The following is a 23,340-nucleotide window of genomic DNA, read 5'->3' on the forward strand; positions in this document are numbered from 1 at the left end:
CCGATGCTCGTAAAACGTTGGTATTCATGCAATTTTCACCAATGAGAGCTGCGGCCGAGGCCGCCACGGACCCGAACCGGACCGCCCGCCGGGCACCGCGGCCAACGCCGGCTTTGCCCCGCCGCTGGTGTAGACGTCGTGGCAGCTGTCGCAGCGGGTGCGCCCCGCCGACTGCCAGGCGGTGAAGCAGTCCACGCACAATCCGCGCCGGTAGGCCTCGTGCCGGTCCTTCGGGATGCCGGTACCCGCGGCGGCCGGAGCGCGCCGCGGCGTTCCGGAGAACTGCGGCTCGGCCTCGGTGCTCACGCTGCGCCCTGCTGCTTGACGCTCACCACCGCCGGCCGCCGGACGCCGCCGCGCTGATCCTGCGCGGCGCGCTGCCGCGCCACCTCACGCTCACGCTCATTCTTCGTCAGGCCACCCCAGATGCCGGAATGCTCACGGCCCTTGGTCAATCCGTAGGTGCGGCACTCCTGTAAGACCGGGCAGTACTGGCAGATCGCCTTGCACTCAGCCTGCACGCCGGGGCTGCGCGAAACCCAGTCGTACTCCGGGAATTCGCCGCAGGCGCCCTTGAGATAGAAGTCTTCGAGGTGGACCTCCCGCTGGGGCGTCGGCAGCGGCTCCGGGCACGGCTTCTCCAGATACCGGCTGACCGAACGCTTGCTCACCCGCAGGTGGTCGGCGATCGCATCCAACGACGACCCACGCCCATGCATCCGATGAGCGGTGATCCGATGGCGGATCGCAATGGCTTGTTGTTGTGTCACAGCAGTATTCACGCTTCATCCCCCATAACATGTGCTTCCCGCAGACGGCGGTAGAGATCCGCGACGTCGGCGATGCCAAGCTGCTCCAAAGCGGTGGCCACATCCGCCGGCGCGATCGCCGTACGCGGATCCCCATCGGTGGGTTTGGCCGCGATACCCAGCCGCGACATCACCGCGGTCAGGGTCAGCATCATCGGCGCGCTCGGGCACGCCACCTTCAGGCCGTGGCCATTGATCAGCCCGGCCGCGTGCACGGCGCCGCGGCTGATGCCCAGCGCGGCCGCCATGCCCTGTCCGAACACCCACCGGCCGTCGCGGAACCCGTACCGGCCCAACACGATCTGCGGGTTGGTCACCTGCACGGTGCCGCCGTTACCACCGACGTCGAGCAGCTCGACATCAGTGCTGGCCAGCGCTTCGGTCAACCACAGTGCGGTCGGCCCGTGCTCGAACTGGATCCGCATCCGGGTGCCGATACGGCGCACGGTCGGAGTGAACGCCAGCAGCGCGCCCACATGCCGTGCCCGCACGTCGGGCTCTTCGGCCACCGCGCACAGGTGCAGCCGCGCCGCGGCGGTGACCGCCCCGTAGCTGGTGGGCCTAGGCTGCCGGCGCTGCACCGGGCTGTGCGCCGCGGTCACGCCGACACCCCCAGCGCGGACATCTCCTCGCCGATGCTCGGCAGCCCTGCCACCGCGCGCAGCTCGTTGAGCGCCACGGTGCGCCGGGCGACGTTGGCGGTGATGTTCTGCGGCAGGTACACCCCGGCGTAGGTGCCGGTCTCGGCGTCGGTGAGCACCGCCTCAGTGGCGCATTGCACCCGTACCGGGCACCGCTGGCACATCCGCTGCAGTTCCTTGCGCAGCAGGTCACGCGGCCGGCGGTCTGACGTCCACATCTCGGGGGCATCTGAAGTCTCCAGATAGCACACCGCCCGCTTCTGCCACTGCTGGACCTCGGCCGCGGTGCTCATCGGACCGACACCGCCAGTGGCGTTGTCGCACCGGTGATTTCGGCGATGAAGCGCACCGACAAGGCGGCTACCCGCCCCGCCATCGGCTGTGCCGGCTCATCGAAACGCACCGCCGACCACAAAGCGTCGTACTCGCGCTTGAGGAACCCGAACGCCTCATGGCTGGACGCGAACAACCTGCCCTGCGGGCCAGTCGCCTTCAGCACGGCGCGGGCTTCATCGGCGGCCACCCGGCCGCGCTGGCGTGCCGAACCGGACTGCTGGTAGAGGTCGGCGTCGAACCGCAGCGCCATCGCTCCGACCTGGGCGGCCTCGGCGCGGGCCCGGCCGATGTGGTTGGCGCGAATCTCGTCCCACAGTTCGTCGAGTTCCTCGCCCAGGACCATCGCGCCCTCTTCCAGCGATTGCCAGATCTGCGGGTACTCGGCGTAGCTGCGGGTCAGCTCTTGCCACAACGCCAATTCGGCCTGGTGGTAGCGGGCTTCGGGATCGCTGGTGGTGCAGGCGCTGGCCAGCAGGTGTGGCGTCCTCATGCCGGCACCGCCGCCCGCTCGACGCTGAACAGCCGCACGCACTCGATGCACGCGTCATCGCCGGGTACGCACGCCGATCCGCAGATGGTGCAGGCGCTGGTGCAGCTGCGGCAGGCGAGCTGCCCTTCCACGCGCACCGGCTCCACGGGCTGCTGGCCGCACATCGGGCAGTCGTCGAAGATCGACGCCGTCTTCCAGCTATCGCTGGCGAAGTGGTCGGCGCTGGCGGTGATACCGGCCGCGCGCACCGGGTTGGTGCAGGTCAAATGTGACGATCGGACATTAAGGGCTGGAACTCTTGCATCCGTTGAGGCGTAGCCTCTACCCTGAGATTGACCGAGCAAAGTCATCTCTTCTCCTTGATTGAGGGAGACCCGGACGGGAAGTGCCAGCTTCACGTCCACCCCTGGAAGCCCCTTCGGGGGCTTTCCTGCTGTCTGGGGAAAGGTCACCGCTATGCAAATGTCTGGGGTGCGCCGCCGGCGGCGGACGCGGCTAGAGCAGCAGCGGTATCACCGCCTTCAAAACACGCTGTGCGCCAGGCATTTCAGCTCACCCGACCTTGTCCGGTCGCGGTGTCGTCGATGACCCGCTGAACGTAGCGGCGCTGGGTCGAGCCCAGGCGCGCGAGATGGTTGGCCAGCGCGGAGGCCTCGGTGCCGTCGTCGGCCATGTCGCCGGGATAGACCGCCAAGACCGGATCGCCGTTCTCGGTGCCGGGGATCTCGGCGATGAACCCGTGCTGTGCGGCGGCGTCACCGCAGGCGTAGAGCTTCCAGCCGTGCTGCTTGAGCGTGGCGGCCCACCAGTAGGCGATGCGCACGGCGCGGTCGGGCTGCTGGACCCAGCCGGGCAGGTAGCGGGTGCTGGAGGTGACCTTCGGCAGCCACACCATCAGGCCGCGGGCCCGCAGCAGGTCGGTCATGTCCTCGAGTTCGGTGGTCCAGCCCAGTGAGCCCAGCCGCCACACCGCCTCGGCGATCAGCTCGATCACGGTGCCCGGCAGGTGGGGCTTGTCGTCGTGCCGGCGGACTACCTCGACGATCCGGTAGGACGCCAACCGCACCTTGACGTTGGCGGTCATCGTCCCGGCGTTGAAGTGCGCATCGGCCAGCACGTCACCGGTGTCGCGCAGGGCGCAGGCCCACCAGTACAGCGGCCGGGTCACCTCGGCGGGATGGTGCGAGCGAAGTGGGGCGATGGCGTCGTAGCAGGGCTCGAAGCCGGCCAGCTCAGGCATGCGCGGAGCAGGTCGAGAGGTGAGCGTGCGGGGCAATTTCACGGAAACCCTCCTCATCGTGCCGGTCTTGCTATCACCGTACTCTAGACTAAGACAACGGGTTAAGACAACGGCATTGACAGATCCACGGAGGACTCGGTGAACCTTTCTGACTATGAACCGCGCCGCAGGCCTCGCATGACCCGCCGTGTCCTGCGCGGATTCGACGCGAGCGCCTTTGCCGCAGCTCGTCGCGAGCGCGGTATGAGCGTCCCCGATCTGGCCCGCCTCGCCGCCGTTGGACAGTCCACGCTCCACGCCTGGGAGGCCGGCCGAGGGACACCGCAGATCGACCTGCTGGCTCGCGTCATGCGCATCCTGGACACGCCCATCGAGCAGGTCGTTCCCATCCCGCCCGGTGAGCGCTACCCCGGCGACTGGCGCGTCCTGAAGGGACTGACGCAACCCGAACTGGCCGCGGCCGCCAAGATCGCTACCACCACGCTGCGAGGCATTGAGCGCGCCGACATCGGCCTGACCGACCAAAACGCTGCCAAACTCGCCGACCTGCTCGGCCTGGACGTCGACGTGTACCGGGCCGCCTATCAGCGGGCTCGGCAGCGCCCGGCTGGGACGCCGGTCTGACGCAACGGCCGGATGCGGCAAACATGCGGCGCCTGACAACGGCTGTGCGCAACGGATTCCGTACCGCCCGCTGTCTTGCACCATGAGCGCACTCGGAGGTCGCAGCGGCGACGGCGAAGATGCCAACACAGGACGATAAGTCCTGGTGGCGAGTCTCTGCACCCCCATGCGGCCCTCCTCGAAGTTGTGACGCTACCGCCCCGGTTGGGGTGGTGTGCACACCAAAATTCCAACAGGCCGGCAAGTGAAAGTCACGAAACTGGGCAAAGCAAAATACGACAAGCTGACGATAACGATTCGGTAACAATCGCTCCCGGCAATACGATTGTATTGCGAATCTAGCCCCTACCTCGGCACTTGTCGGTGCGCCTGGCCATGCTGAAGGGGTGAGCACCCATCGCGGCTTCGTCGTCGTCGACGTCGAGACGTCCGGCTTCGACCCGACCACCGCCCGCGTGCTCAGCGTCGCCGCGCTCACCCTCACCCCGGCCGCCACCCCGGAGCACGCCCTGCACACCTTGCTCAACCCCGGCGTCGACCCCGGTCCCACCCACGTGCACGGACTCACCGCGGCGATGCTGGCCGGCCAACCCCGCTACGCCGACATCGCCGATCAGCTGGCGCCACTGCTGCACGGCCGCATCCTGGTCGCCCACAACGCGGCCTTCGACTACGCCTTTCTCGCCGCCGAAGCCCGCCGCTGCGGCGCCGACCTGCCCGTCGCCGACGTGCTGTGCACCCACGAACTGGCCGACCGGCTCGACCTCGGCCTGCCCAGCCTGAGCCTGGCTGCGCTCGCCGCACATTGGGGCATCCAGCAGGCCCGGCCTCACGACGCGCTCGACGACGCCCGCGTGCTGGCCGCCATCCTGCCGCGCGCCCTGGCCGTCGCCGCCGACCGCGGCGTCACCGTCCCGATCCGCCAGCCCGCGACACTGCCGCCGGTGCACTACCCGGCGGCCGCGTAGCCGCCAACAGCGTTCGGCCGCGGTGTCTCTGTGTGGCGTTACCGTCACCGGCATGCAGGACACCCGCTTCCTGGTCTCGCGGTCGCAACTGGTGCGGCTGTACGCGGTCAACATCGCAGTGGCAGCGCTGATTTCGGTTGGTGTGGCCCTTCCGATCACGGGCCTGGCCTTCACGCTCACGCTCATCCCAAGCTGCCTGACCGCCACCGGCTGTGACACCCCCACGGCGTTCGATGCTCTGGTGCCGGTTGCCGGCCTCGGATCGTGGACCGTCGTCACCGCGCACTTCGCCACGCTGCAGATCCGCACCGTGCACCAGATCGTGCGCCGGCGCCCCTCGCTGAAGCTGCGGGTGATGCGATGAGCAGGCGACGCCTCGCCCGATGGACACCGGTGCTGGCGGCCGCGATCGGCGCCGTGGCCTGGCTGCACCCCGGACTCGCCCATGACGCCGGCCCGTCCGCCTTCGGCACTGCCCAGCCGGCGGCCGTCGCCGCGGCCGATATCGCCACCCTGCTCGGACAAGTCCGCGTCATCGACGAGCTGCCCCACGTCACCGGATACCAGCGCGGGTGCGGCAAGGATCAGGCATGCACGTTCGGCCCGGCGTGGAATGATCCGCTTGACCGAACCGGTTGCGACACGCGTAATCGAGTACTGCGCAACGCATTACAGAATGTCACGTACAAACCGGGAACACCTGACTGCAAGGTCACCAGCGGCGTCCTTGACCCCGACCCGTACACTGGGCAACGAATACCGTTCAGCAGCAATGGAATTCAGATTGACCACCGCTATCCCCTAGCCCGTGCGTACGCTGCCGGCGCTGCCCAGTGGGATCAACAGCGCCGCCAGATCTTCGCCAACGACCTCGACGAACTCGTCGCGGTCTCCGGCCCGGCCAACCGCGCGAAATCGGACTCCGGGCTCGACGAATGGCTGCCCAGCTTCCAGCCGTGCACCTACATTCAGCGCTACCTGGCCGTCGCCGTGAAATACCAGCTGCCCATCACCACCGCAGAGCAGAAGACCGCAACCGCAACCTGCTCCGCAGCCTCGGCGCCTGCAGCAGCATGACCGGCCCCCGCCGACGCGCCGGCCACATCATCACCACGCTCGTACTCGCCGCCGGCTGCTGGACGCTGATCCTGGGTGCCGTCGACCTCATCTGGCTCATCGGGGCACAGCACTACTCTTGACCGAATGCGCCGCGCCTACATCGCCGCTGACGAGCCCCTCGATCGTGCCCTCGAACGCGCCCTGCACTGGGCCGGTGACACCGCCACCATCCACGCCCCCGACACCGCCAGCATCGACGAGAACGGCCTCGACGACCTCGGCGTCCCCGTCACCGCAGCATCGAGCAGGTCCAGATTCCACGGGTATCCCCGCGGCACCGTCATCGCCACCTTCCTCACCCTCGGCCAGGTCCTCGACGTCGAACGCCGCAGCCGCACCCGAGGCACCCTGCCGGCCACCGTCGACGGGCTGATCGTCATCGACGCCTACGGCCCCCAGCCCTACTCCCGGTACGGGCAACACCACTCCGCCTGGATCACCGCCTTCGACGTCGAACACCTCGCCGGCACCCCCATCGCCGCCGTCGCACCGGCCGCCGCCCCACTGCGGGCCGCGGTCCGTGATCTGACCGGCATCGCCGTACGTAACCAGGGGCTGCTCGACAAGCGGGAGCGCTCCGAGGCGGTGCACGCCCTGACCTACCTGCGCGACGCCGGCGTGCGCCTGGACCCCGATGCACTCATGGTCGAAGCCCTACGCAACGAGTGGGGTGGTGAAGGCCCCGAGGCGCTTCGCCAGATCGCCATCGACCTCATCAACGGCACGAAGCTGCAGTACGACAAGCGCCGCCTCACCACCGAACGCCTGCAACGCTGGGCCGCCGCCACCGACTGAAATATCTGCGTCGCGCGGTGCCGGCGTTTGGGAGAATCGCTGGTGATGAGCGCAACGCCCCTGACCGACATCCACCTGCCCGAGCGCGCGGTCTCCGAGCTGTCCGACGTTGACGTCGCCGAGTGGATCGACGACCACGCGATCCCGGTCGGCCGCCGCTGGTGGACGGACGCCCTGACCGCCGCCGGCCTCGACGACACCCTCACCGGTGACACCATCCGCCGCGCCGACATCTTCGCCCTGGCCGACGCTGCCGGCGAGGACCCCGCAGCCGCACTCACCCTGCTGTGGAACGCGCTGGCGTGGGGGTCAGGTGACAAACGCCGCAACAACAAGGCCCGCATCGCCGCGGTAGCCGCCGATCCCGCCGCCGCGGCCGCGCTGCTGCAGCGGGCAGCCGTGCTCAGCCGCACCGACCCGCAGGCCGCCTACGACCTGCTGTATCCGAACAACCGCACCGCGATCTCCGACCTCGGCCCGGCGTTCTTCACCAAGTACCTGTACTTCGCCGGCGGCGGCCATCCGGCACACCCGTGCGCCATCCTCGACGAGAACGTCGCCCTGGCCCTGCAGAAGACCTGCGGCTGGACCTCGCTGCCCCTTAAGGGCTGGCTGGCGTCGGCCTACGGCCGCTACGCCACCCTGCTCGGCATGTGGGTCGACGAACACGACCTCGGCCGCGGCGACACGATCGAACGCTGGCTGTTCGAGGAAGGCAAACGCGTCCGCCGCGGCGCAGGAAACCAGACGTGAGCACCGTCGAAGACCGCGATGCCGCCGCCCTGCGGGGCCTCCGCCGCCGCGGAGGGGCCCGACTCGACATGGGCAACCGATGAGCCGCCGGCAGATCACCTGGGCCGCGACCAGCGTCCCCGAGGTGCGCCGGCAGTGGACCCGCGCCCTTGACCAGCTCGTCGAACGGTTCACCGAACAGGGCCTGACCCCGCCAGAGCACACCACCGACACCGCCGGGGTGCGCAAGCTCGCGCGCATGCAGTCCAAGCTGGCCGCCGAAATGCAGATCATGACCGCCGAGACCGACGCCCTGCGCCAGGCCGATCTGTACTGGGTGTCACGCGACATGGTCGATGTCGCCCTCGACGCCGCAACCTCGCTGCCGGAATGGTCACCGTCGATGTGCTGGCCCTCCCACAACGGACTCTTGTGCTGGGCCAAACCCGCCGGCGTCGTGCCGTACGGCCCCAAACCCACTGCCACCACAGATGTTCCGTGGGATGCGGTGTGGTGGTGGCTCCGTCCCGACGGCCTGCTGCAACTCACCCCGGCCAGCCGATTCACCAAACACCCCGAGTTGATCGCGCCCTATGAAGTGAGCACCCCGCTGTGGTCCGCGCACACCATCGTCGTGAGACCCAACGAGCCACGCCGCGAAGAGGTCAACGGCACCGAAGACGCGCACCCCTTCGTGTCCGTCGTCGGCGCGGCCTGGCTGCTCATGGGTCAACCCTCCGTCACCCAGACCCGCACGATCGCCGATAGCGCCAGCCCGCGCCCCGCCGGGCCCGGCCGCCCCGACCCCACCACCACGGCGCCGGCAGTCACCCTCGTCGACGTGCACCGCCCCGTCCGCGCACCGCACGACAAGTCCGAACCCTCGACCGCAGAGCGGCAGTACAACCGCCGCTGGTGGGTCGGCGGCCACTGGCGCCAACAACCCTGCGGACCCGAACACAGCCAGCGCCGACCCACCTGGATCGCCCCGTACGTCAAAGGCCCACAAGACAAACCACTCTCCACCGAACGTGTCAACGTGTGGCGACGATGACCGACACCCGAGCGCGCCGCATGCGAATCCTCGCCCGCCAGATCACCGGCTGCACCGCCTGCCCTGGAATGAACATCCCCGAAATCACCCAGGCCGCCCCCGGCTACGGATCACTCGACTCACCGGTGATGATCGTCGGCCAAAGCCTCTGCGGGCCGTGCATGGCCACCCAGATCCCATTCACCGGCGGCAGCGGCCGATTCCTCGACCGCGCCCTGGCCGCCGCCAACCTGACCAAGGACGCCGTGTTCACCACCAACGTGGTGCACTGCCACCCACCCAAGAACCGGCCGTCGCTGCCCCATGAGATCGACAACTGCCGCCCCTACCTGGCACGCGAAATCGACATCCTGACACCACGATTGATCATCACCCTGGGACGCGACGCCCGCGCCGCGCTCGAACAGCTGCACCCTACCGCGCCCGTGCTGCCGTGGCCGTTCACCCGGCCACGGGCCCCCGCAACCGATCCGATCCAGCTGCTATTTGCCCCGCACCCGTCGTGGATCGCCCGCCAGCCGCGCCCCGTCCAGGATGACTACGTCACGAGCCTCGCCAAGGCGCTGCGGTGGGCGGTCACGGGCACCAGGGCGGCGCCCTCCTGACCTCCGCGCCGACCGGGCCGCTGTCAGATCTCTTTGACCGTCGCCGAGATGCCGAGGTCGGTCAGTAGCGGCTGCAGCTGATCGATCACCGACGCATCGACAACCAGCTGCAGCGTGCCCTGGAGGTAACTGATCTGTCGCTCGTCGAGCGCCATGTAGAACGCGCGAAACAGGGCCGCGAATCCGTCGGCGGCATCCGCGCCGGCCAGCAGGTTGCTGGTGAAGGAAAACGCGACCTGACGCTCGACCGCCGGCGCCGCGGACCCAGACTGGGCGCCGCTGCCTGCGGCGGCCGCAGCGGAGCCCGCCCCTGCCGAAGGCGCCGTCGACCCGCCACCAAACCCACCGCTGGCAGCAGCGGCCTGTGAGCCGCCTGTGGCCCCGGCTCCAGTGCCTTGTCCGCCGCTATCGGTGCCATCAGACTCGTCGCTGGCCGGCGGCGAGGGGGTGGCGATCCGCAATGCGGTGCTGGTGAGGTTCACCTGCCCAGGTGTAGTCACCTCGACGGCGGTGCCGGACGCGTCGACGATGCGCAACGACCCCTGCCCCACAGCGTCGTAGATGGCCTGCTGGAGGTCGCGGTCACTTTCGTAGAGCAGCGGCAGCCGCGGCGCACTGTAGAACGCGGCGCGGATGTCGGCCAGCGTCTTGCCGTAGTCCTGCTCACGCAGGTTGTGCAACAACGCCTGCGCACCGAACTGGCCGGCGTCAAAGACCTTGTCCCGGTCCGCGAGACCCTTCCACACGATGGTGCCGTTCAGCGCGGTGAGCGTATCGTCGTCGAACGTGAGCTGATCGAGGTAGCGCTCCCCGTCGGGGTCGGGCTGCGCGACGTACGCGACGTGCTGATAAGCCCGCTTCAACGCCTTCTCGAGTTGTTCCTTTGCGGCGGCGAGTTCCTTTGTGCCCGTTGCTTTCAATTCGTCATCGGCTTGCACCTCGGGTGCGGCCAACGCTTTGCTTCGAGCCAGGTATTCGGCTGCGACGCTCCGCGCAAGGCTGCGCCGCTGTGTGTTCACGACGGCGAACACCGCGCTGCTGGCCCACTGCACCGGCAGCTGATCAGGCCCCTGGCCCAGACCCATCGCAGCCTGTAACGCTTCCAAGGTTGCCGCTTCGGCTCCGTTGCGGAGACTGAACTGGGCAGGATCGAGCACGACGAGCCGGGTGGTGAATGCCGTGTCCAGCCCCGCCGTGGACAGCACCTGCGTCGGTGTGCGGGTGGCGTCGGCCGCGACGAACCGCAGTTCGCGGAACGGGCCGGTGGTGGCGAGGCGCTGAGCGAACTCGACGAGCACGGCGTCACGCTCGGCTTCAGTGATCGTGCGCCGGATGTTGTTGACCAACATCCGATGCGTCAGCCGTGTGGACAGGAAGTAGCGCGCCGGCTTGTTATTGCCCTGCCCCGGAATGATGTCCAGCGCGCTGAGGCCGTGGTCGACGTCGACGAGTTCGGCGACCACGGCATCGGCGTCGGTAATCGTGTACGCCGCATCGGGAATGCCGGTGGCGGCCTTTACTTCTGGAGCGCTCGCCCCGCGACCACGTCCCGGACGCAGCGTCCCGACGATGCTGGCCATGAAGATGAAGGTCGCCGCCCGCTCCGCGGCCCGCGGATTGGCCTCGCTCCACAGAAGGACCTCGCGCGTGAGGTCCTGCCGGCGCGCGGTGCCGCTGCTGCCGTCGTTGTTGACCACCTCGATCTCAGCCAGGCTGCGGTAGTTGGCGATCGTGCGCTCATCTTCGACGAGACCACTACCCAGGATCGCCTCACGCACAGCCGAATCCGACAGGGGGAAATCTCCGGGCCCGATGAGGGTCGGCACCCACTCGCCGGCCTTTCCCCGCTCCTGTTGCGCGTAGACCGTCGCGGCAAAGATCCGGATGGTGGAACGGACTCGCTGAAATCCGGTGACCTTGCTCCACTCGTCCTTGGCCAGCGCCATCAGCATCGGGTGGAATGGGTAGCAGGCGGCGACCTCGTCGGCCCAGCGGTCGCGCCACGTCGCGCCGATGGCGTCCCAGACGTTCTTGTTCCACCCCTTGTCGGCGAACACGGCCGAGTACTGCGCGGCGGTGGCGCTGAGTACCTCGGCGGCGGGTTCGGCGTCGAACAGGCGCCGGCGCAGAATATCGGCAAAGTCGGCGACTTCGGTGACCACAGCGGGAAAACCGTTGCGCTCCAGGAGACGATTGAGATCGTCGCGCCGTTCCTGGGCGGCTTTCGACAGCGCGGTCTGGTCGGCGTCGGAGGCGATCATGACCATGAGCATCGAGACGTTGGGGACGTCGTTGACCACATCAAGTAAGGCCCGCAGAAACGCCATGTCCTGTGCTGCAAGATCTGGCTTGTTGGCACCGTCGAGGCCGTTGCCGATGTAGTCGAGCACTTCGTCGACGATGATCAGGACGGGCCGGTTCACCGCTCGGATCGCCTCGGCGATCTTGTGTTTGTCACTCCAAAATGGTTGGTAGCGCTCGAACAGTGCGTAATCCTTGGAGAACAGCCGCCACAGGAAACGCTCGTAGAGGTTGACCGCCGGGCCGTCGTACTCCTGCACCGAGGCGCCCGGCGTCATGTTGTCGCACGGCAATACCACGACGTGCGGACCACGCAGATCCGTCGCTAGCGGCTGACCGATCTTGGCTTTCGCACGCGCGGCGACCTGCTTGCCCAGCTCGGTGCTGAACAGCGCTTCGGGATTGGCGGCCAGGTGGAACGCACCGATGCATGCGTGGGACTTACCGCCGCCCATGCCCTGGTCGAGACGGGTGACTGCTCGGGCCTTCAGGTAGTCGTCGCCGCCGCCGATGCGGATGGCGATTTCGGTGAGCAGATCCACCAGCCGCTCGGTGGGGTGGGTGATGTCGCCGTAGTAGGCGGCGTCGGCGTACAGCGGACGCGCCGCACCGGCGCCATGCACCGCGGCGAACAACGACATCTGCACGTCGTCGATCTGCCCGGATGCCGACAGGATCTCCTGCCGGATCTTCAGCGCCTTCCACCACGGCGTTACCGGGGTCGTCATGGTGGTCCTCCTGGGTGAGCGTTGACGAAGATGGTGGTCATCACAAGAGCTTGAGCTGGTCGTCGGCGTCCTGGCGGCGCTGCGCCGCGGCGGTGCTGCTGGCCGTCGCGGCGCCGGCCGCGGTCCCGATGGCCGTGCGGGTACGCAGCATGCGTGTGAGCGCAACCGCGTCGGGGTCGTTGTCCGGTAGCCGGTCGGCCAAGAACTGGATGGCCGCCCACAGATGCACGTCGTCGGCGTCGCGGCCCGCCGCGGACAGCACCTGGCCCATCGCGTCGAGGCCCTCCTCCGAAACCCGCGCCAGTGCCAGGGCGACGTCGATCGCCGCCGAGTCGGCGTCGATCCTGGTCGTGAAGTGGGCCGCGTCGACGAACTGGACACCATTGCCCGAGTCTCGAATCAGGTCCCGGATCTGAGCGATCTCCAACGCCGACGCCAATGTCTGCCAACGCAGCTCCGACTTGGCCTGCACCTGGCGGCCGTAAAGCCGTACCCACCACAGGGCGAAGCGTGTGCGGGCGTCAAAACTGTCGAGCGGCTGATGATTGATCTCAACGGCCATCGCCTCCTGGACCGCGGCGCGGGCCAACGGCAGGAACGTGTGCATGTCGACCGGATTGCCGCGGGCGTCGAGAACCTCGCTGTAGCGGCCGACGACCTCCATCGCAGGCCCAGCTGCGGCCATCAGCATGTCCGCCGGCGCCAGACCCCACCGTTCCCAGTCGGGATACCGCCGGCGGATCTCGGCCTTCAACTCGGCCTCGACGGCACCCTTGCGGCCTGCCGAGCGCCCCGCCGGGGCAGGTCGGCACGTCATCGTCAACGTGGTCACGATGTTGGTGAAGCCCACTTTGCCGCCGGGTTCGGTCTTGGCTGGCCACGCGCCGGTCAGCACCAATCCGGCATCTCGGATAGCGGTCAGCAACCGCTGCCACACCTCGGGTTCGCCGTGACCGAACACGATCGTGACGATGCCGTCCTCGGCCACCACGCGCTGCGCCTCGGCGAACGCCTTCGTGATCAGCGTGTCGTAATGCTGGCGGTTGCGGTGATCGTTGTTGCTGGTGCCACCCTTCTTGACGATGATCTCTTCCTGCTTCTCCTGCACACCCAGTTCGTGTGCAGTGAAGGCGATTTCGGGCCACGACACGGCTAGCGCTCGCTTGATCCACACGTAGAACAGGTCGCTGGCGTCGCTGTAGTCGATCATCGCGTCATAGGGCGGGTCGGTGACGACCGCGGAGATGCTGCGATCACGGAACGGCAGGCTCACAGCCGACCCACGTCGCACATCGCAGGGGTGACCAGTCGAGGGCGGCATTGTCGCCTCCAACGCGCTCAACGTTCCGCCGGCCACCGAATCCCAACTGCCGGGCCCGTCGGCCAAGCCGACCTCGAAGTAGTCGAACGAGAAATTCAGGCTCGACTCGGTGGCGAACACGTCGTTGACCTTGTTCAGCTTCGGGTCCAGAGTGCAGCCGCGCGTGGCGCGACGGACCTTGCGCGCCATCGCGGCGGCGCAGTACCCCGTCAGCGCCCGCACGTATTCGTCGCTGTTGCCGTTGGTGACCAGCTCGCTGCCGATGTCACCGATCACCCGCGCCAAGGTCACGAACGACAGCGTCTGGCGGGCGTTCATCATCTCGCCGTAGGTGCGCGTGCCGTACACCGTGGCCTGCACAGTCCAGGTGTTGCCGTCGGGAATGCGCTCATCGGGCACCGCCGGCAGGAACGGACCGAACCGAGGCTGGTCGCCGACGACCGCTGCGGCCGCGGCGATGGCCTCCAACTCCACGGGCTCCAGCGCCCGATAGGACTTGCCCACCTCGGCGTCTAGATCCGCTGCCAGCAGTGGCGCATCGTTACCGCCGCCCTCGGCGAGGATCCGCATCTGCATATGCCGATCGTGGGCGTGACCACAGAACGGGCACACCGCCAACCGTCCGTTGCTGTCGTATTTGCTGCGCCCCGGCGGCACCTGGCGGGTCGGGGGACGTTGCGGTTCGCCGTCATGCACGACGACCGACCAGGTACCCGACGCGGCATCGGCGTCGATGTAGTAAGCCTGCCCAGGATCCTGAAAGGTGGTCTTTGTCTTGCGGTTTCGGCGAGTGCTCGGTTGACGCAGATTGAGGCGACCGATCAGCGGGAACGGCCGCGAGCATTCCTGGCAGGGAATTGTGACCGCCCACAGGTAACCCCATGCCTGCCGACCGCCGACTTCGGGATAGAACCGAGCCAACGCCTCCTGATGTCGCATCGAGACTTCACGGAACACGGCGTCGACGTCACCGACGAGGCGCGCCCGAGTGCCCAGCAAGGTCTGGTCGAACGGCAGCGAGGGCTCGTCCTCCCAGCTGCGGAACGGAAAATCGGTGAGCAGCCGCGACGCGAGCACCGCCACCGGGCTGTAGTCGATCGCATAGGCCGGTAGACCTAAGCGTGCCGTCTCCAGCGGCAGCATGCCGCGCCCGCTGAACGGATCCAGCGTCGACACCGGCGAGCTGTGGCTGGCCGAGATCCTCTTGTTGATCTCCTCGACCGCGGCGAAGCGCCCCGTCATCGCCTCGCGAACCAGCCGCTGCAAGTCCTGTTGCTCGGCAGGATCATCGGGCCACGGCAACAGCGAACAAATGGTCGCCGCCTTGGCCTGCGCCGTGGGCCGCTTCGCAAACCAGGTCATGATGCCGACTTCGGCGTTCCCACTGCCCCAACCGGATTGGCTATTCGCACTGACCTCGGCGCAAGGAAACCAACGTTCGATCATCCACGTCATAGGTTGCTTCCCGGCGCGTTCTTGAGGCTGCTACCGGGCACGCGGAAGATCGCATCCCCGGTCATGTCGGTAGAGAACAACGTGGCGGGATCCTCGTAGGCACCGAAGAAACGGCCCACCCCATCGGCGCACTGATCCACGACGTACAGCCAGTAGCTCCGACGGTGCTGGGTGGCGATGAGCACCTCGTTGCCGGTCATCCGGATGCCGTTGCTGGCCGCGCTGTCGAGCACTCCCTTGACTTCCACGTGTCGGATCTGGCTGTTGCGACGGGCTTCCAAGTCGTAACCACGGCCCTCGGTGTGTACGTCCTCGACCACCCAGCCGTCATCGACCAGCAGCTCACGGACGTGACTCATCGACACCATCTCGGCGTCGATCTCCGCCTGAGTGCCGGCATCGGCGGCCGCCACCACCCGGATCCGACCCACAAGCTTCGGCTCGGTCAACTGCACGTCGGTCAGACGTTCCAACTCCGCGATCCGCGCCGCGGTCTGGACCTGAAACTGACGCCGAAGCGCCACACGAGTGTCGCGGTCCTCGATGCCCTCAGCCAGGTTCAACGGCAAGTTGTTCAGGTCGCGCCTGGCCTGACCGAACCAATCCGTGCGCACCTTGCGATGCTCGGTGACCGTGGTCTCGGCGACCGCCCGCGCCACCTCCAAGGCGCGCCCCTCCCGCGCGGGATGGGCCGCCGTACCCGGAACATCAGTGGGCACCAGATTGGCCAACGTCTCCCACCGCACCGCGCGAGCGCTGCCGCTGTCATCGACTTTGACCAACGTCGCCCACACACTGGCCCGCTTGCCGTCGCTCTCGGTCATCGTCGCCTCGTAGGCGTACAGGTCATACGGCGTCAAGCTGCTGGGATCGGCGGCCGCACCCGACTGATACAGATCCTCAGCCAAGGCGCGATCAGCCAAGTCGATCAGGTCGGTGAACGCCTCCTCACCCGGTCCAAGAGTCACCGTATCGCCGACGTCGATACTCTCCTCAGCCGCGCGCACGGCTTCCCCACTCGTGGCGATGTGCGCGTCCACGCCACCCCCCAGCGACGCCGGCAGCGCCTGCCCAGCCAACGACAAGCGCCGGAACCCCGGCCCCGCGGCCGTCGGCGCGGACTGCAGCACCCCTGCCGCCGACAGCCGGTCCAGGTAGGCCTCGACGATGGCAGGGTTGATGCGCGCGAACAGGTCGCGCTGCAGCAAGGTCAACGCGGCCACCGCATCGACCTGGCTGGCCAGCCGGCGCTCGTTGTCGCGGACTTGGCGAGCCACACGCGTCAACTCCTGGGCCTGCACCGCGCGAGCCGCGTCGATCGCGGTCTGCTTCTTGGCCTCATCGTTGCCATAGAGGTCTGTCAGCCACCGGTCGTAGTCCACGCCGGTGATCTCGGCGACTGCCGAAAGGCTGTCGAACATCTGCCCGTGCAGCTCGTTGGCCGCGGTGACGAAGTTATCGAGCAGCCGAAGCAACGTCTCACCCTCGCGGGTGTCGGTGGCGACAAGGTTGTACAGATAAACCTCACGATGCTGACCCACCCGGTGGATGCGGCCCATCCGCTGTTCCAGACGCACCAGTGACCACGGGATGTCGTAATTGACCAGCACATGCGCTGCCTGCAGGTCGATACCCTCGTTGCCCGCGTCGGTCGTGACGATGACCTGAAAGTCGCCCCGCATGAAGGCTTTCCGGACTTCGTCGCGATCCGGTTTGCTCTGCCGGCCCGAATACATCTTCGCGGTATAACCCTCGGCGTTGAGTCGATCGGCGATCCACTGCGCTGAGTCGGCGTACTCGGTGAACACCACCGCCTGCTCACCGTTGCCCGGCAGGATCGAATGCTTGGCCAAACAGTCCTCGGTCAGGCGCCGCCACTTCGACGGCAGCCACGCAGCATCGGCGAGAGTGGCGTCGATCCGGTCCACCAGTCCCTTGATCGCCGAGCGCTCCGCCCGCGTCGACGTCGACCCGGTGTGGATGACCTTCGCCTCGTCGACCTCGTTCTCGTCGCCGTCACCGCTGCTCTCGGCGATCAGCGCCGCCTCGGCCTCGCTCATTTCCCCCATGTGGGCCGACCGCCGCCGCAACGTCTCGGCCAGCGCGTACAGACTCGATGCGGCCCGCTTGCCGTACACCATCCGCGCCAACGGCTGCGCGGTCTGCGGGAAAAATTGCTCCACCATGTCGAGTGCGGCCTGGTAAAAGGCGTACTCGACCTGGGAAAGGGCCACGCTGTGGTTGTGCGCTGAACGCCCCTTGAACAGCCGCGTCTTGCCGTCGTAATCGACCAGGTCCTCTTTCATGCGGCGCAGGAAGTGGATCGGGCCGGGGCGCAACGCCGACAGTGCGACGTTCGGATCGCTACCCGGATCGGGATAGATCGCGGGGTCGACCAAATGCAGCAGGTGCCTGAACAGCCACTCCTTCCCGCGATGCGGAGTGGCGGTCATCAGCAGGGCCCGCGGGGTGTTTTTCGCCAGCAGCCGACCCACCTGGTGAAACCCAGCCGCCGTCGGAGTCAGCCGGTGCGCCTCGTCGAACACCACCAGATCCCAGCCGGCCTTGTCCGGGCGCAGCGCGTCCTGAACGGCGGGGTTAACCGCAGCCAGTTCGAGCGAGACGACCCACAGGTCGTTGGAGTTCAGCGCATCCTCGCGCACCGTCGCCGAGGTAATCTGTCGCAGCCCCCCGCCGAGCAGACGGGAGAAGTCATCGACCCATTTCGAGGCCAGGTTGGCGGGGCACACAATCACGGCCCGCTTGACCAGTCCCAGGCGCTGCATCTCGCGCAGATACAGGCCGGCCATGATCGTCTTGCCGGTGCCAGGTTCATCGGCGAGCAGAAACCGCAGCTGTGGCTGCGGAAGCATCGCTCCGTACACCGCGGTGGTCTGATGGGCGTACGGCTTGAGCGGCATCGACGCCATGGCACTGGACTCCGCATTGGTCGCGGCCGCATCCATCCACTGCGTCCACATCGCCGCAAGAACCCGCGCCGAATCGCCGTGACCATCACTGACCAGGGCGCGCACGGTCTGGGTGTCCCCAGCCGCCAGATTGATCTCGTGACGGCGGTCGTCGTCGTCGACAAGGATCAGGTCCCAAGAACCCTCGGAATCCCCCGGAATCGCGAAGCGGATGGTAGCGAACTCGGGCACCCCGGCAGCCTGGACACGGACCCGTTGACCGCGGTCGAACGTCACAGCCAACCCCCTCGGATGCCGCCTCCCTCGCTGGAGAACCCTCATGCACCATAGTTGCTGATCACCTCCGCCACGGAGTGCACGCGCCGACCCGCCGACCCCAGGGACCCACGGCCACAGCGAGACGTCGACCGCCGCGGCGACGGGCACTCCAGAACACCTCTACGAGGTCGATATGCAGGGACGCGGTGACATCGCCGACCTGGTGCGCGAGCACAGCCTCGAATCGGCCACCAGCATCGACGGAACGCACCCGACCACGCGCCACCACGGCGGCCCCAGCCCGGCTGCTGTTCGCTCCGCACCCGTCGTGGATCACCCGCCAGCCTCGCCCCGCCCAGGATGACTACGTCGCCGGCCTGGCCGCGGCGATGCGTTGGTTCTGTACTTAAACCCTCACCATTCCCAGGGCAGCCGGATCTGCGCCAGAGCGGCCGTGCCGCCGGCATGCATGCGCTGCTGGTGCCGCCGCAGCCAGTCCACGTGGTTGGGATAGAAGCCGGGCCGCGTCCAGGCCCCGTCGAGTGAACTCGTCGGCACACGCGGACGTCCATTGAGGCCCGGATAGCCGGGCGGGAACATCAGATACGGCTGCCCGTGCTCGTCGAGCACCATCTCCGTGCCGTTGGCGTTCGGGAAAAGAAAGTGCCACGGCCACCACTGGCCGAGCCACCGGAAGTCCTCGTCGGCGTAGCCGCGAGAGCGTGACAGCGGCGGCGCCCGCAGGTACCCGTCGTCGAAGTACTGCGGCGTGTTGTCCGTCCAGCGGTAGTCCGCGGCCAGCGCCTTGACAATCTCGCGGGCATTCGGCAACGCCTCCGGCTCCACGACCTTGACCGACACTGCTCTCACGGGCCCGCGGAACCGCACTCCAAGCGTCGGGAAATCCGGATCAGGCTCCGCCAGTAGGGAATCCGGTTTGACCTCGCACACCGCGTTGCCGCGACCGAGCACACTGAACGCCAACGCCGCCTCCCACGACGTGCTCGCATATACATACCCCGCGGACTCCGGCGACGCGTCGTCGCGCACCCCATGGCCACGCATCTGCGCCGTCTCGATACGCCGCACGTTGTACGGATCGAGACACAAGCCCAGGCCATGCCAGTACCGCACCGGCAGGGCCGGGCGCCGCTTACCCTTCACGACGAACTCGTCTCACTCAATGTCGGGGTTGGCAGCCGGTAGATCTGCGGCCGGTCCGCACCGAGACGACCCGCGTTGACCATCACCGGGGCGATCCGCACCCGCCGCGTCTGGCTTCGGCCGGGCCCGAAGTGCTGACGCCGCCAGTGACCGCGCCGCCGGTGCGGTGCGGTCGTGCGCCCCGTCGGTTCGCCCTTGGCGGTGAGCTGCGGATCATCCGCCGGCGTCGTGGCCGTCACGTTCAGCACGTGCACCGTGTCCTCGGCTCGCTGCGCTGTGGTCTTGCCACCGCCGGCTGTGGCCGCCGGCTCCTGCTCATCCTCACCGCGGGCGTGGCCGGGTCGATGCCAATCCGCCCACGCCGCTACCGCCGCCGCGTTGGCCACCAAACTCGCATAGCTGGTCGCGCTGCGAGACGCCGGAATGACCCACCGTCCCAACGCCGAACCGGCCGTTGCCGACGGGATCGCCACACACCACCCGAACAGGTCGTCGAGACGGCCGTGCGCATCGGCGAGCAGCAGCACCGCCTCGACGTGCGCGCCGCGCGCGGCGATCGCATCCCATAGCGCCGGCGGAGGTGACTGGAAGTTGTTGGTGCCGGCGATCATCATCTCGCGCGGATCGGGCAGCCCGGCGCCGGCGCCGACGAGGTGGTCGATCCACCGCATCCGCGGGTCATCACGCAGCACGCCGGTGTCGATCGCCGGCAGCCGTGCCGGCTCGGCGAACGTGACGAGCACCTGGGCGAACGGCATGCGCATGTCCTCGATGTCCTCACCCGAGAGCGGTTCGGAATCCAGGTAGGCGATCGTGTGTCCCGGCGGCAACCAGAACGGCACCGCGGCCGCGGAGGCTACGGCGATCCGCCCGTGAGTGACGTCCCGGATCCGGCCCCAGGCGCCCATCGCCGACACCGCGTACCAGGCCTGCAACGCCGCAGCGTCCGCAGGCGCCGGATAGGCCGAACCGCCCGCCACCATGGACCGGATCTGCGAGCGCGTCGCCATCGTCACGTTGTGCTGCAGCCCGCCGATGAAGGCGTCAGCGACGGCGGCCGCGCCCGCGGCGACCGTCGCATCGCGCAACGCCGCCGAACCGGTGGACAGCTCGACCACCGAGGCCACCGCCTGCGGCGCCTCCACCGTCACCGCGTCCACGGCGGGGCTGGCCCCGAGCATCCGGCTGACCGGGTGCTCGTCCTGCCCGGCGATATCCAGCCACGGCGGCGGCGACTTGAACGCAATCACCGCCGCAGAATCCTTCTCGACCTCCGCGACGTAGGCATCCCAGGCGGGCCCATCGACGTCGGTGACGTCACCGGGCAACACGGTGCCCGTCGCGTAGGCCGACGACTGCGCCAACGCCATCTTCTGCTCCGGAGTGAAGTCCAGGGCCGTGTCCTTGCGAATCCCGCGGGCCCGCTGAATCGCCTCCGTCTGATCGTGACTCAGCCGCGTCGACACCACCCCCGAGGTCAGATACGCCCGGTTACCCGAGAGCAGCGCATAGAACGACTCCGGCCCGAACTCCTCCCACCCCCAATCAGCGACCTTCGACCAATGCCGCGCGATCCCACGGGTGGCCTCTTCGAGCTGCCGGGCGCCGGCACGGATGACATCACGGTCGGCGGCGATGCGCTGCAGCTGCGGCGCACACACCGCATCACGCGCGGCGATCGCCACGCGCAGATCCGCCCGAAGTTGAGCGTCCACCTCGGCGCGCTGCTGCACGCGTGCCAGCTTCGCCTGCGCCTCGGCCAGCTGCGCACGTACCTGTGCGAGGTCCGCGGCCAACTGGGTGGCGTCCCGATTCTGCTTGCGCTGCTTGTACTTACCTTTCGCCATCGGTGGTGTCCTCCTCGGGAAGGATGCTCGCCAGCCCCGCCGCGGCGATCTCGCGGGAAACTCGAGTCCGCTGTTCACGCACCCCCGGCAGCGCCGCCACGACTGCGTCCCGATGCCCGAGCACATGTGCCGGCGCATCCACCAACAGATCGTTGAGCCGCTCGACGCTACGAGCGATCTTGTCGACGTGACGCCACTGCTTGTGGAACTCCTCGATGTCAGCGGCGACCTTCTCGCGCGCTTCCTCCAGCAGGGGGCTGGTCACCGCATCGCGATCCCGGTAGGCGCGCGCGATCGCCGAACGAAGCGCCTCCGGGTTGGCCAACCCACTCTCCAGGTCCGTACGGGCCTTGATCGTGGCCCGCACCTCCCGCTGCAGGCGCGCCAACTCGGCCCCGTCGTCCGCCATCGCCATCCCCCGTCATCTCCGGTGTTTCCACCCGATGATGCCTGCCCGGACCGACACCAGGGGACCTGATCAGAACGCCCGAAAGTGATCGCCAACGGTGTCCAAAACCGGACTTAGCATCAGGACACCAGCAACACGATCGGGGACCTCAACACGATGTTCAACGCTTTGCACGCCAACCACGACGGCCATCTGTATCGCGTGCACGTGCAAGGCCGCGGCGACATCGCCGACCTCGTGCGCGAGCACAGCCTCGAATCGGCCACCAGCATCGACGGAACGTTGGCGTTCTGGTTCACCCCGTCGCGACACCCCGCCCACACCCTGGTCAACCGTCTGGCCACCGAACTGCTGCTGGCCACCACGACGTTCACCGCCCACCAGGTCCCGCTGCTGCGCGGCGACATCGTCATCACCGGCAACGACGCCCACGGCGACCCGGCCGACCTCACCGACGAGCAGATCACCCACCTGATCAACAGCGCACCCAGCCCCCGCCAAGAGTGGACCCTGAGCCGGCGCTTCGCCCGCGACGAACGCCACCGCCGCCGCTCTCTACGCATGAACACTGCCGCCCGCACCGACCGCATCCTGCGGTCCTGGTAGCACCGGCAAACGGACGCACTGGTTAGGCGCTGGCCGGTACCGTTCCTGCATGGCAGCCGAGCGCCGAGCCAAAAAGATCAACCCGACCGCCGAGCGTCGAATGGCGGCCAAGCGACGCGCCGCCAAGAGGGCCACACCGGACGCTGAGCGGCGATGCGCCGTCTGCTCGGCCTGCGGATACTTCCCCAAGACGCTGACCTCTACTGGGCTGCTGCCGGTCCACTCGACCCGCCGCGGTGGGCGATGCCACGGCACCGACGACAAACCGATCCGCGCGGTGGTGCCCTCCTGGCTCAAGCCGGGCGGCTACGCACCGGCGTTCGGCACACGATCGAAGGGTGTCCGCAACGCGGCCCCGCCCCCGCGGACACCCGGCACCCGTATCCCCAAGCTCACCGACCGCACCGACCTTCCCGATAGCCGCGCCGACACCGACCGCGTGCGCCAGCCCGGCAGCGTCTCCGGCGGCGCGCCGAGCTTGGGCCGGCGCCGCTGATGCCGCGACGATCTCCCTGGCTCGACGACCGCACGGAACTGCTCATCAGCCAGCTCACCAATCGTCATCACCTGCCCATGACCGACGGCCTTGAAGACGCGGTGCGTCACGACATCAGTGACCACCTCGACTTCGTAGCCCGCATGATGCGCATCGGCCGCCAGGCCGCCAAGGTCTACGTCACCGACGAGGTGATCGGCGAGCTAGCCGACCGCATCGCCGCCGGCGTCGCAGAAGCGCACGGGGCCGTCGACCTCGCCACCGAACGCCGCAAGCGTCGCCGCTGAAACCATCGGGTGGCCGCCAACCCCGGATGTCAGTCCACGCTGCGACGATAGGAACAAGTCGACTCGGAGGAAATAGACGTCACATGGTGAATCACAAGGCGGCTCAGGCGCAAAGCCGAAGGCTT

General features: G+C 68.0%; 25 protein-coding genes. 12 read left to right on the forward strand and 13 right to left on the reverse strand.

Translation table 11 applies throughout. The annotated features are described in order from the left end of the window. Positions 1–24 precede the first annotated feature (24 nt). From MYCSM_RS34200 to MYCSM_RS34230, 7 genes are all read right to left on the reverse strand, one after another. Positions 25–306, reverse strand: a complete 282-nt coding sequence (locus MYCSM_RS34200) for a hypothetical protein (RefSeq protein WP_015298118.1) — start codon at positions 304–306, stop codon at positions 25–27. Then, positions 303–782 carry a WhiB family transcriptional regulator gene (locus MYCSM_RS34205; protein ID WP_232425901.1) on the reverse strand — a complete coding sequence of 160 codons (480 nt, stop codon included), beginning with the start codon at positions 780–782 and terminating at the stop codon, positions 303–305. The genes MYCSM_RS34200 and MYCSM_RS34205 overlap by 4 nt, the downstream gene beginning before the upstream one ends. Continuing rightward, positions 779–1,411, reverse strand: coding sequence for a hypothetical protein (locus MYCSM_RS34210; RefSeq protein WP_015298120.1), 633 nt, complete (start codon positions 1,409–1,411; stop codon positions 779–781). Before MYCSM_RS34210 ends, MYCSM_RS34205 begins: the two co-directional genes overlap by 4 nt. Continuing rightward, on the reverse strand, positions 1,408–1,743 hold the full coding sequence (locus MYCSM_RS34215) for a WhiB family transcriptional regulator (RefSeq protein WP_015298121.1): 336 nt from the start codon (positions 1,741–1,743) through the stop codon (positions 1,408–1,410). The genes MYCSM_RS34210 and MYCSM_RS34215 overlap by 4 nt, the downstream gene beginning before the upstream one ends. Beyond that, positions 1,740–2,276 (reverse strand): hypothetical protein, encoded by a 537-nt coding sequence (locus MYCSM_RS34220; RefSeq protein WP_015298122.1) that lies wholly within the window; start codon positions 2,274–2,276, stop codon positions 1,740–1,742. Before MYCSM_RS34220 ends, MYCSM_RS34215 begins: the two co-directional genes overlap by 4 nt. Next, positions 2,273–2,542 (reverse strand): hypothetical protein, encoded by a 270-nt coding sequence (locus MYCSM_RS34225; protein ID WP_232425902.1) that lies wholly within the window; start codon positions 2,540–2,542, stop codon positions 2,273–2,275. The genes MYCSM_RS34220 and MYCSM_RS34225 overlap by 4 nt, the downstream gene beginning before the upstream one ends. Positions 2,543–2,823: 281 nt before the next feature. Beyond that, positions 2,824–3,558 (reverse strand): hypothetical protein, encoded by a 735-nt coding sequence (locus MYCSM_RS34230; RefSeq protein WP_015298124.1) that lies wholly within the window; start codon positions 3,556–3,558, stop codon positions 2,824–2,826. A 135-nt stretch (positions 3,559–3,693) separates the two neighbouring features. On the opposite strand from MYCSM_RS34230, the gene MYCSM_RS34235 reads away from it, so the two are divergent. The 9 genes from MYCSM_RS34235 (at position 3,694) to MYCSM_RS34270 (ending at position 9,413) form a co-directional block, all read left to right on the forward strand. Next, positions 3,694–4,140: a helix-turn-helix transcriptional regulator gene (locus MYCSM_RS34235; RefSeq protein ID WP_041316203.1), complete on the forward strand. Its 447-nt coding sequence runs from the start codon at positions 3,694–3,696 to the stop codon at positions 4,138–4,140. Between the two features lie 386 nt (positions 4,141–4,526). Further along, positions 4,527–5,108, forward strand: a complete 582-nt coding sequence (locus MYCSM_RS34240) for an exonuclease domain-containing protein (protein ID WP_015298126.1) — start codon at positions 4,527–4,529, stop codon at positions 5,106–5,108. Positions 5,109–5,160: 52 nt separating this feature from the next. Beyond that, positions 5,161–5,472 (forward strand): hypothetical protein, encoded by a 312-nt coding sequence (locus MYCSM_RS34245; protein WP_041316205.1) that lies wholly within the window; start codon positions 5,161–5,163, stop codon positions 5,470–5,472. Further along, complete coding sequence (locus tag MYCSM_RS34250; RefSeq protein ID WP_015298128.1) at positions 5,469–6,185, forward strand: HNH endonuclease family protein; 717 nt, start codon at positions 5,469–5,471, stop codon at positions 6,183–6,185. The genes MYCSM_RS34245 and MYCSM_RS34250 overlap by 4 nt, the downstream gene beginning before the upstream one ends. Further along, positions 6,182–6,307, forward strand: coding sequence for a hypothetical protein (locus MYCSM_RS38820; RefSeq protein ID WP_015298129.1), 126 nt, complete (start codon positions 6,182–6,184; stop codon positions 6,305–6,307). Before MYCSM_RS34250 ends, MYCSM_RS38820 begins: the two co-directional genes overlap by 4 nt. 4 nt (positions 6,308–6,311) lie before the next feature. Further along, on the forward strand, positions 6,312–7,022 hold the full coding sequence (locus MYCSM_RS34255) for a hypothetical protein (protein ID WP_015298130.1): 711 nt from the start codon (positions 6,312–6,314) through the stop codon (positions 7,020–7,022). Positions 7,023–7,067: 45 nt separating this feature from the next. Continuing rightward, the gene (locus MYCSM_RS34260; protein ID WP_041316208.1) at positions 7,068–7,775 is read left to right on the forward strand and encodes an 8-oxoguanine DNA glycosylase OGG fold protein; all 708 of its coding nucleotides are present in this window, start codon (positions 7,068–7,070) and stop codon (positions 7,773–7,775) included. 79 nt (positions 7,776–7,854) lie between these two features. After that, on the forward strand, positions 7,855–8,808 hold the full coding sequence (locus tag MYCSM_RS34265) for a hypothetical protein (RefSeq protein ID WP_015298132.1): 954 nt from the start codon (positions 7,855–7,857) through the stop codon (positions 8,806–8,808). Beyond that, positions 8,805–9,413: a uracil-DNA glycosylase gene (locus MYCSM_RS34270; protein ID WP_015298133.1), complete on the forward strand. Its 609-nt coding sequence runs from the start codon at positions 8,805–8,807 to the stop codon at positions 9,411–9,413. The genes MYCSM_RS34265 and MYCSM_RS34270 overlap by 4 nt, the downstream gene beginning before the upstream one ends. A 23-nt stretch (positions 9,414–9,436) precedes the next feature. On the opposite strand, the gene MYCSM_RS34275 is transcribed toward MYCSM_RS34270, so the two are convergent. From MYCSM_RS34275 to MYCSM_RS34300, 6 genes are all read right to left on the reverse strand, one after another. Further along, positions 9,437–12,442: a DUF499 domain-containing protein gene (locus MYCSM_RS34275; protein ID WP_015298134.1), complete on the reverse strand. Its 3,006-nt coding sequence runs from the start codon at positions 12,440–12,442 to the stop codon at positions 9,437–9,439. A 40-nt stretch (positions 12,443–12,482) separates the two neighbouring features. Beyond that, positions 12,483–15,125, reverse strand: coding sequence for a DUF1156 domain-containing protein (locus MYCSM_RS34280; RefSeq protein ID WP_232425903.1), 2,643 nt, complete (start codon positions 15,123–15,125; stop codon positions 12,483–12,485). A gap of 89 nt (positions 15,126–15,214) precedes the next feature. Then, positions 15,215–18,379 carry a helicase-related protein gene (locus MYCSM_RS34285; protein WP_232425904.1) on the reverse strand — a complete coding sequence of 1,055 codons (3,165 nt, stop codon included), beginning with the start codon at positions 18,377–18,379 and terminating at the stop codon, positions 15,215–15,217. A 441-nt stretch (positions 18,380–18,820) separates the two neighbouring features. Next, positions 18,821–19,570: a hypothetical protein gene (locus MYCSM_RS34290; protein WP_015298137.1), complete on the reverse strand. Its 750-nt coding sequence runs from the start codon at positions 19,568–19,570 to the stop codon at positions 18,821–18,823. Continuing rightward, a complete protein-coding gene (locus tag MYCSM_RS34295) occupies positions 19,567–21,417 on the reverse strand; it encodes a hypothetical protein (protein ID WP_015298138.1) in 1,851 nt (616 codons plus the stop codon). The genes MYCSM_RS34290 and MYCSM_RS34295 overlap by 4 nt, the downstream gene beginning before the upstream one ends. Further along, complete coding sequence (locus MYCSM_RS34300) at positions 21,404–21,832, reverse strand: hypothetical protein (RefSeq protein WP_015298139.1); 429 nt, start codon at positions 21,830–21,832, stop codon at positions 21,404–21,406. Before MYCSM_RS34300 ends, MYCSM_RS34295 begins: the two co-directional genes overlap by 14 nt. A 150-nt stretch (positions 21,833–21,982) precedes the next feature. On the opposite strand from MYCSM_RS34300, the gene MYCSM_RS34305 reads away from it, so the two are divergent. The 3 genes from MYCSM_RS34305 to MYCSM_RS34315 are packed head-to-tail and all read left to right on the forward strand — an operon-like array spanning position 21,983 to position 23,215. Then, a complete protein-coding gene (locus MYCSM_RS34305; protein WP_015298140.1) occupies positions 21,983–22,432 on the forward strand; it encodes a hypothetical protein in 450 nt (149 codons plus the stop codon). A 49-nt stretch (positions 22,433–22,481) separates the two neighbouring features. After that, positions 22,482–22,928, forward strand: coding sequence for a hypothetical protein (locus MYCSM_RS34310; RefSeq protein ID WP_015298141.1), 447 nt, complete (start codon positions 22,482–22,484; stop codon positions 22,926–22,928). Then, entirely contained in the window at positions 22,928–23,215 is a 288-nt protein-coding gene (locus tag MYCSM_RS34315) for a hypothetical protein (protein ID WP_015298142.1), read from the forward strand. Before MYCSM_RS34310 ends, MYCSM_RS34315 begins: the two co-directional genes overlap by 1 nt. The last annotated feature ends 125 nt before the right edge of the window (positions 23,216–23,340 follow it).

Source organism: Mycobacterium sp. JS623, from assembly GCF_000328565.1.
In the GTDB taxonomy this organism is placed as follows: Bacteria; Actinomycetota; Actinomycetes; order Mycobacteriales; family Mycobacteriaceae; genus Mycobacterium.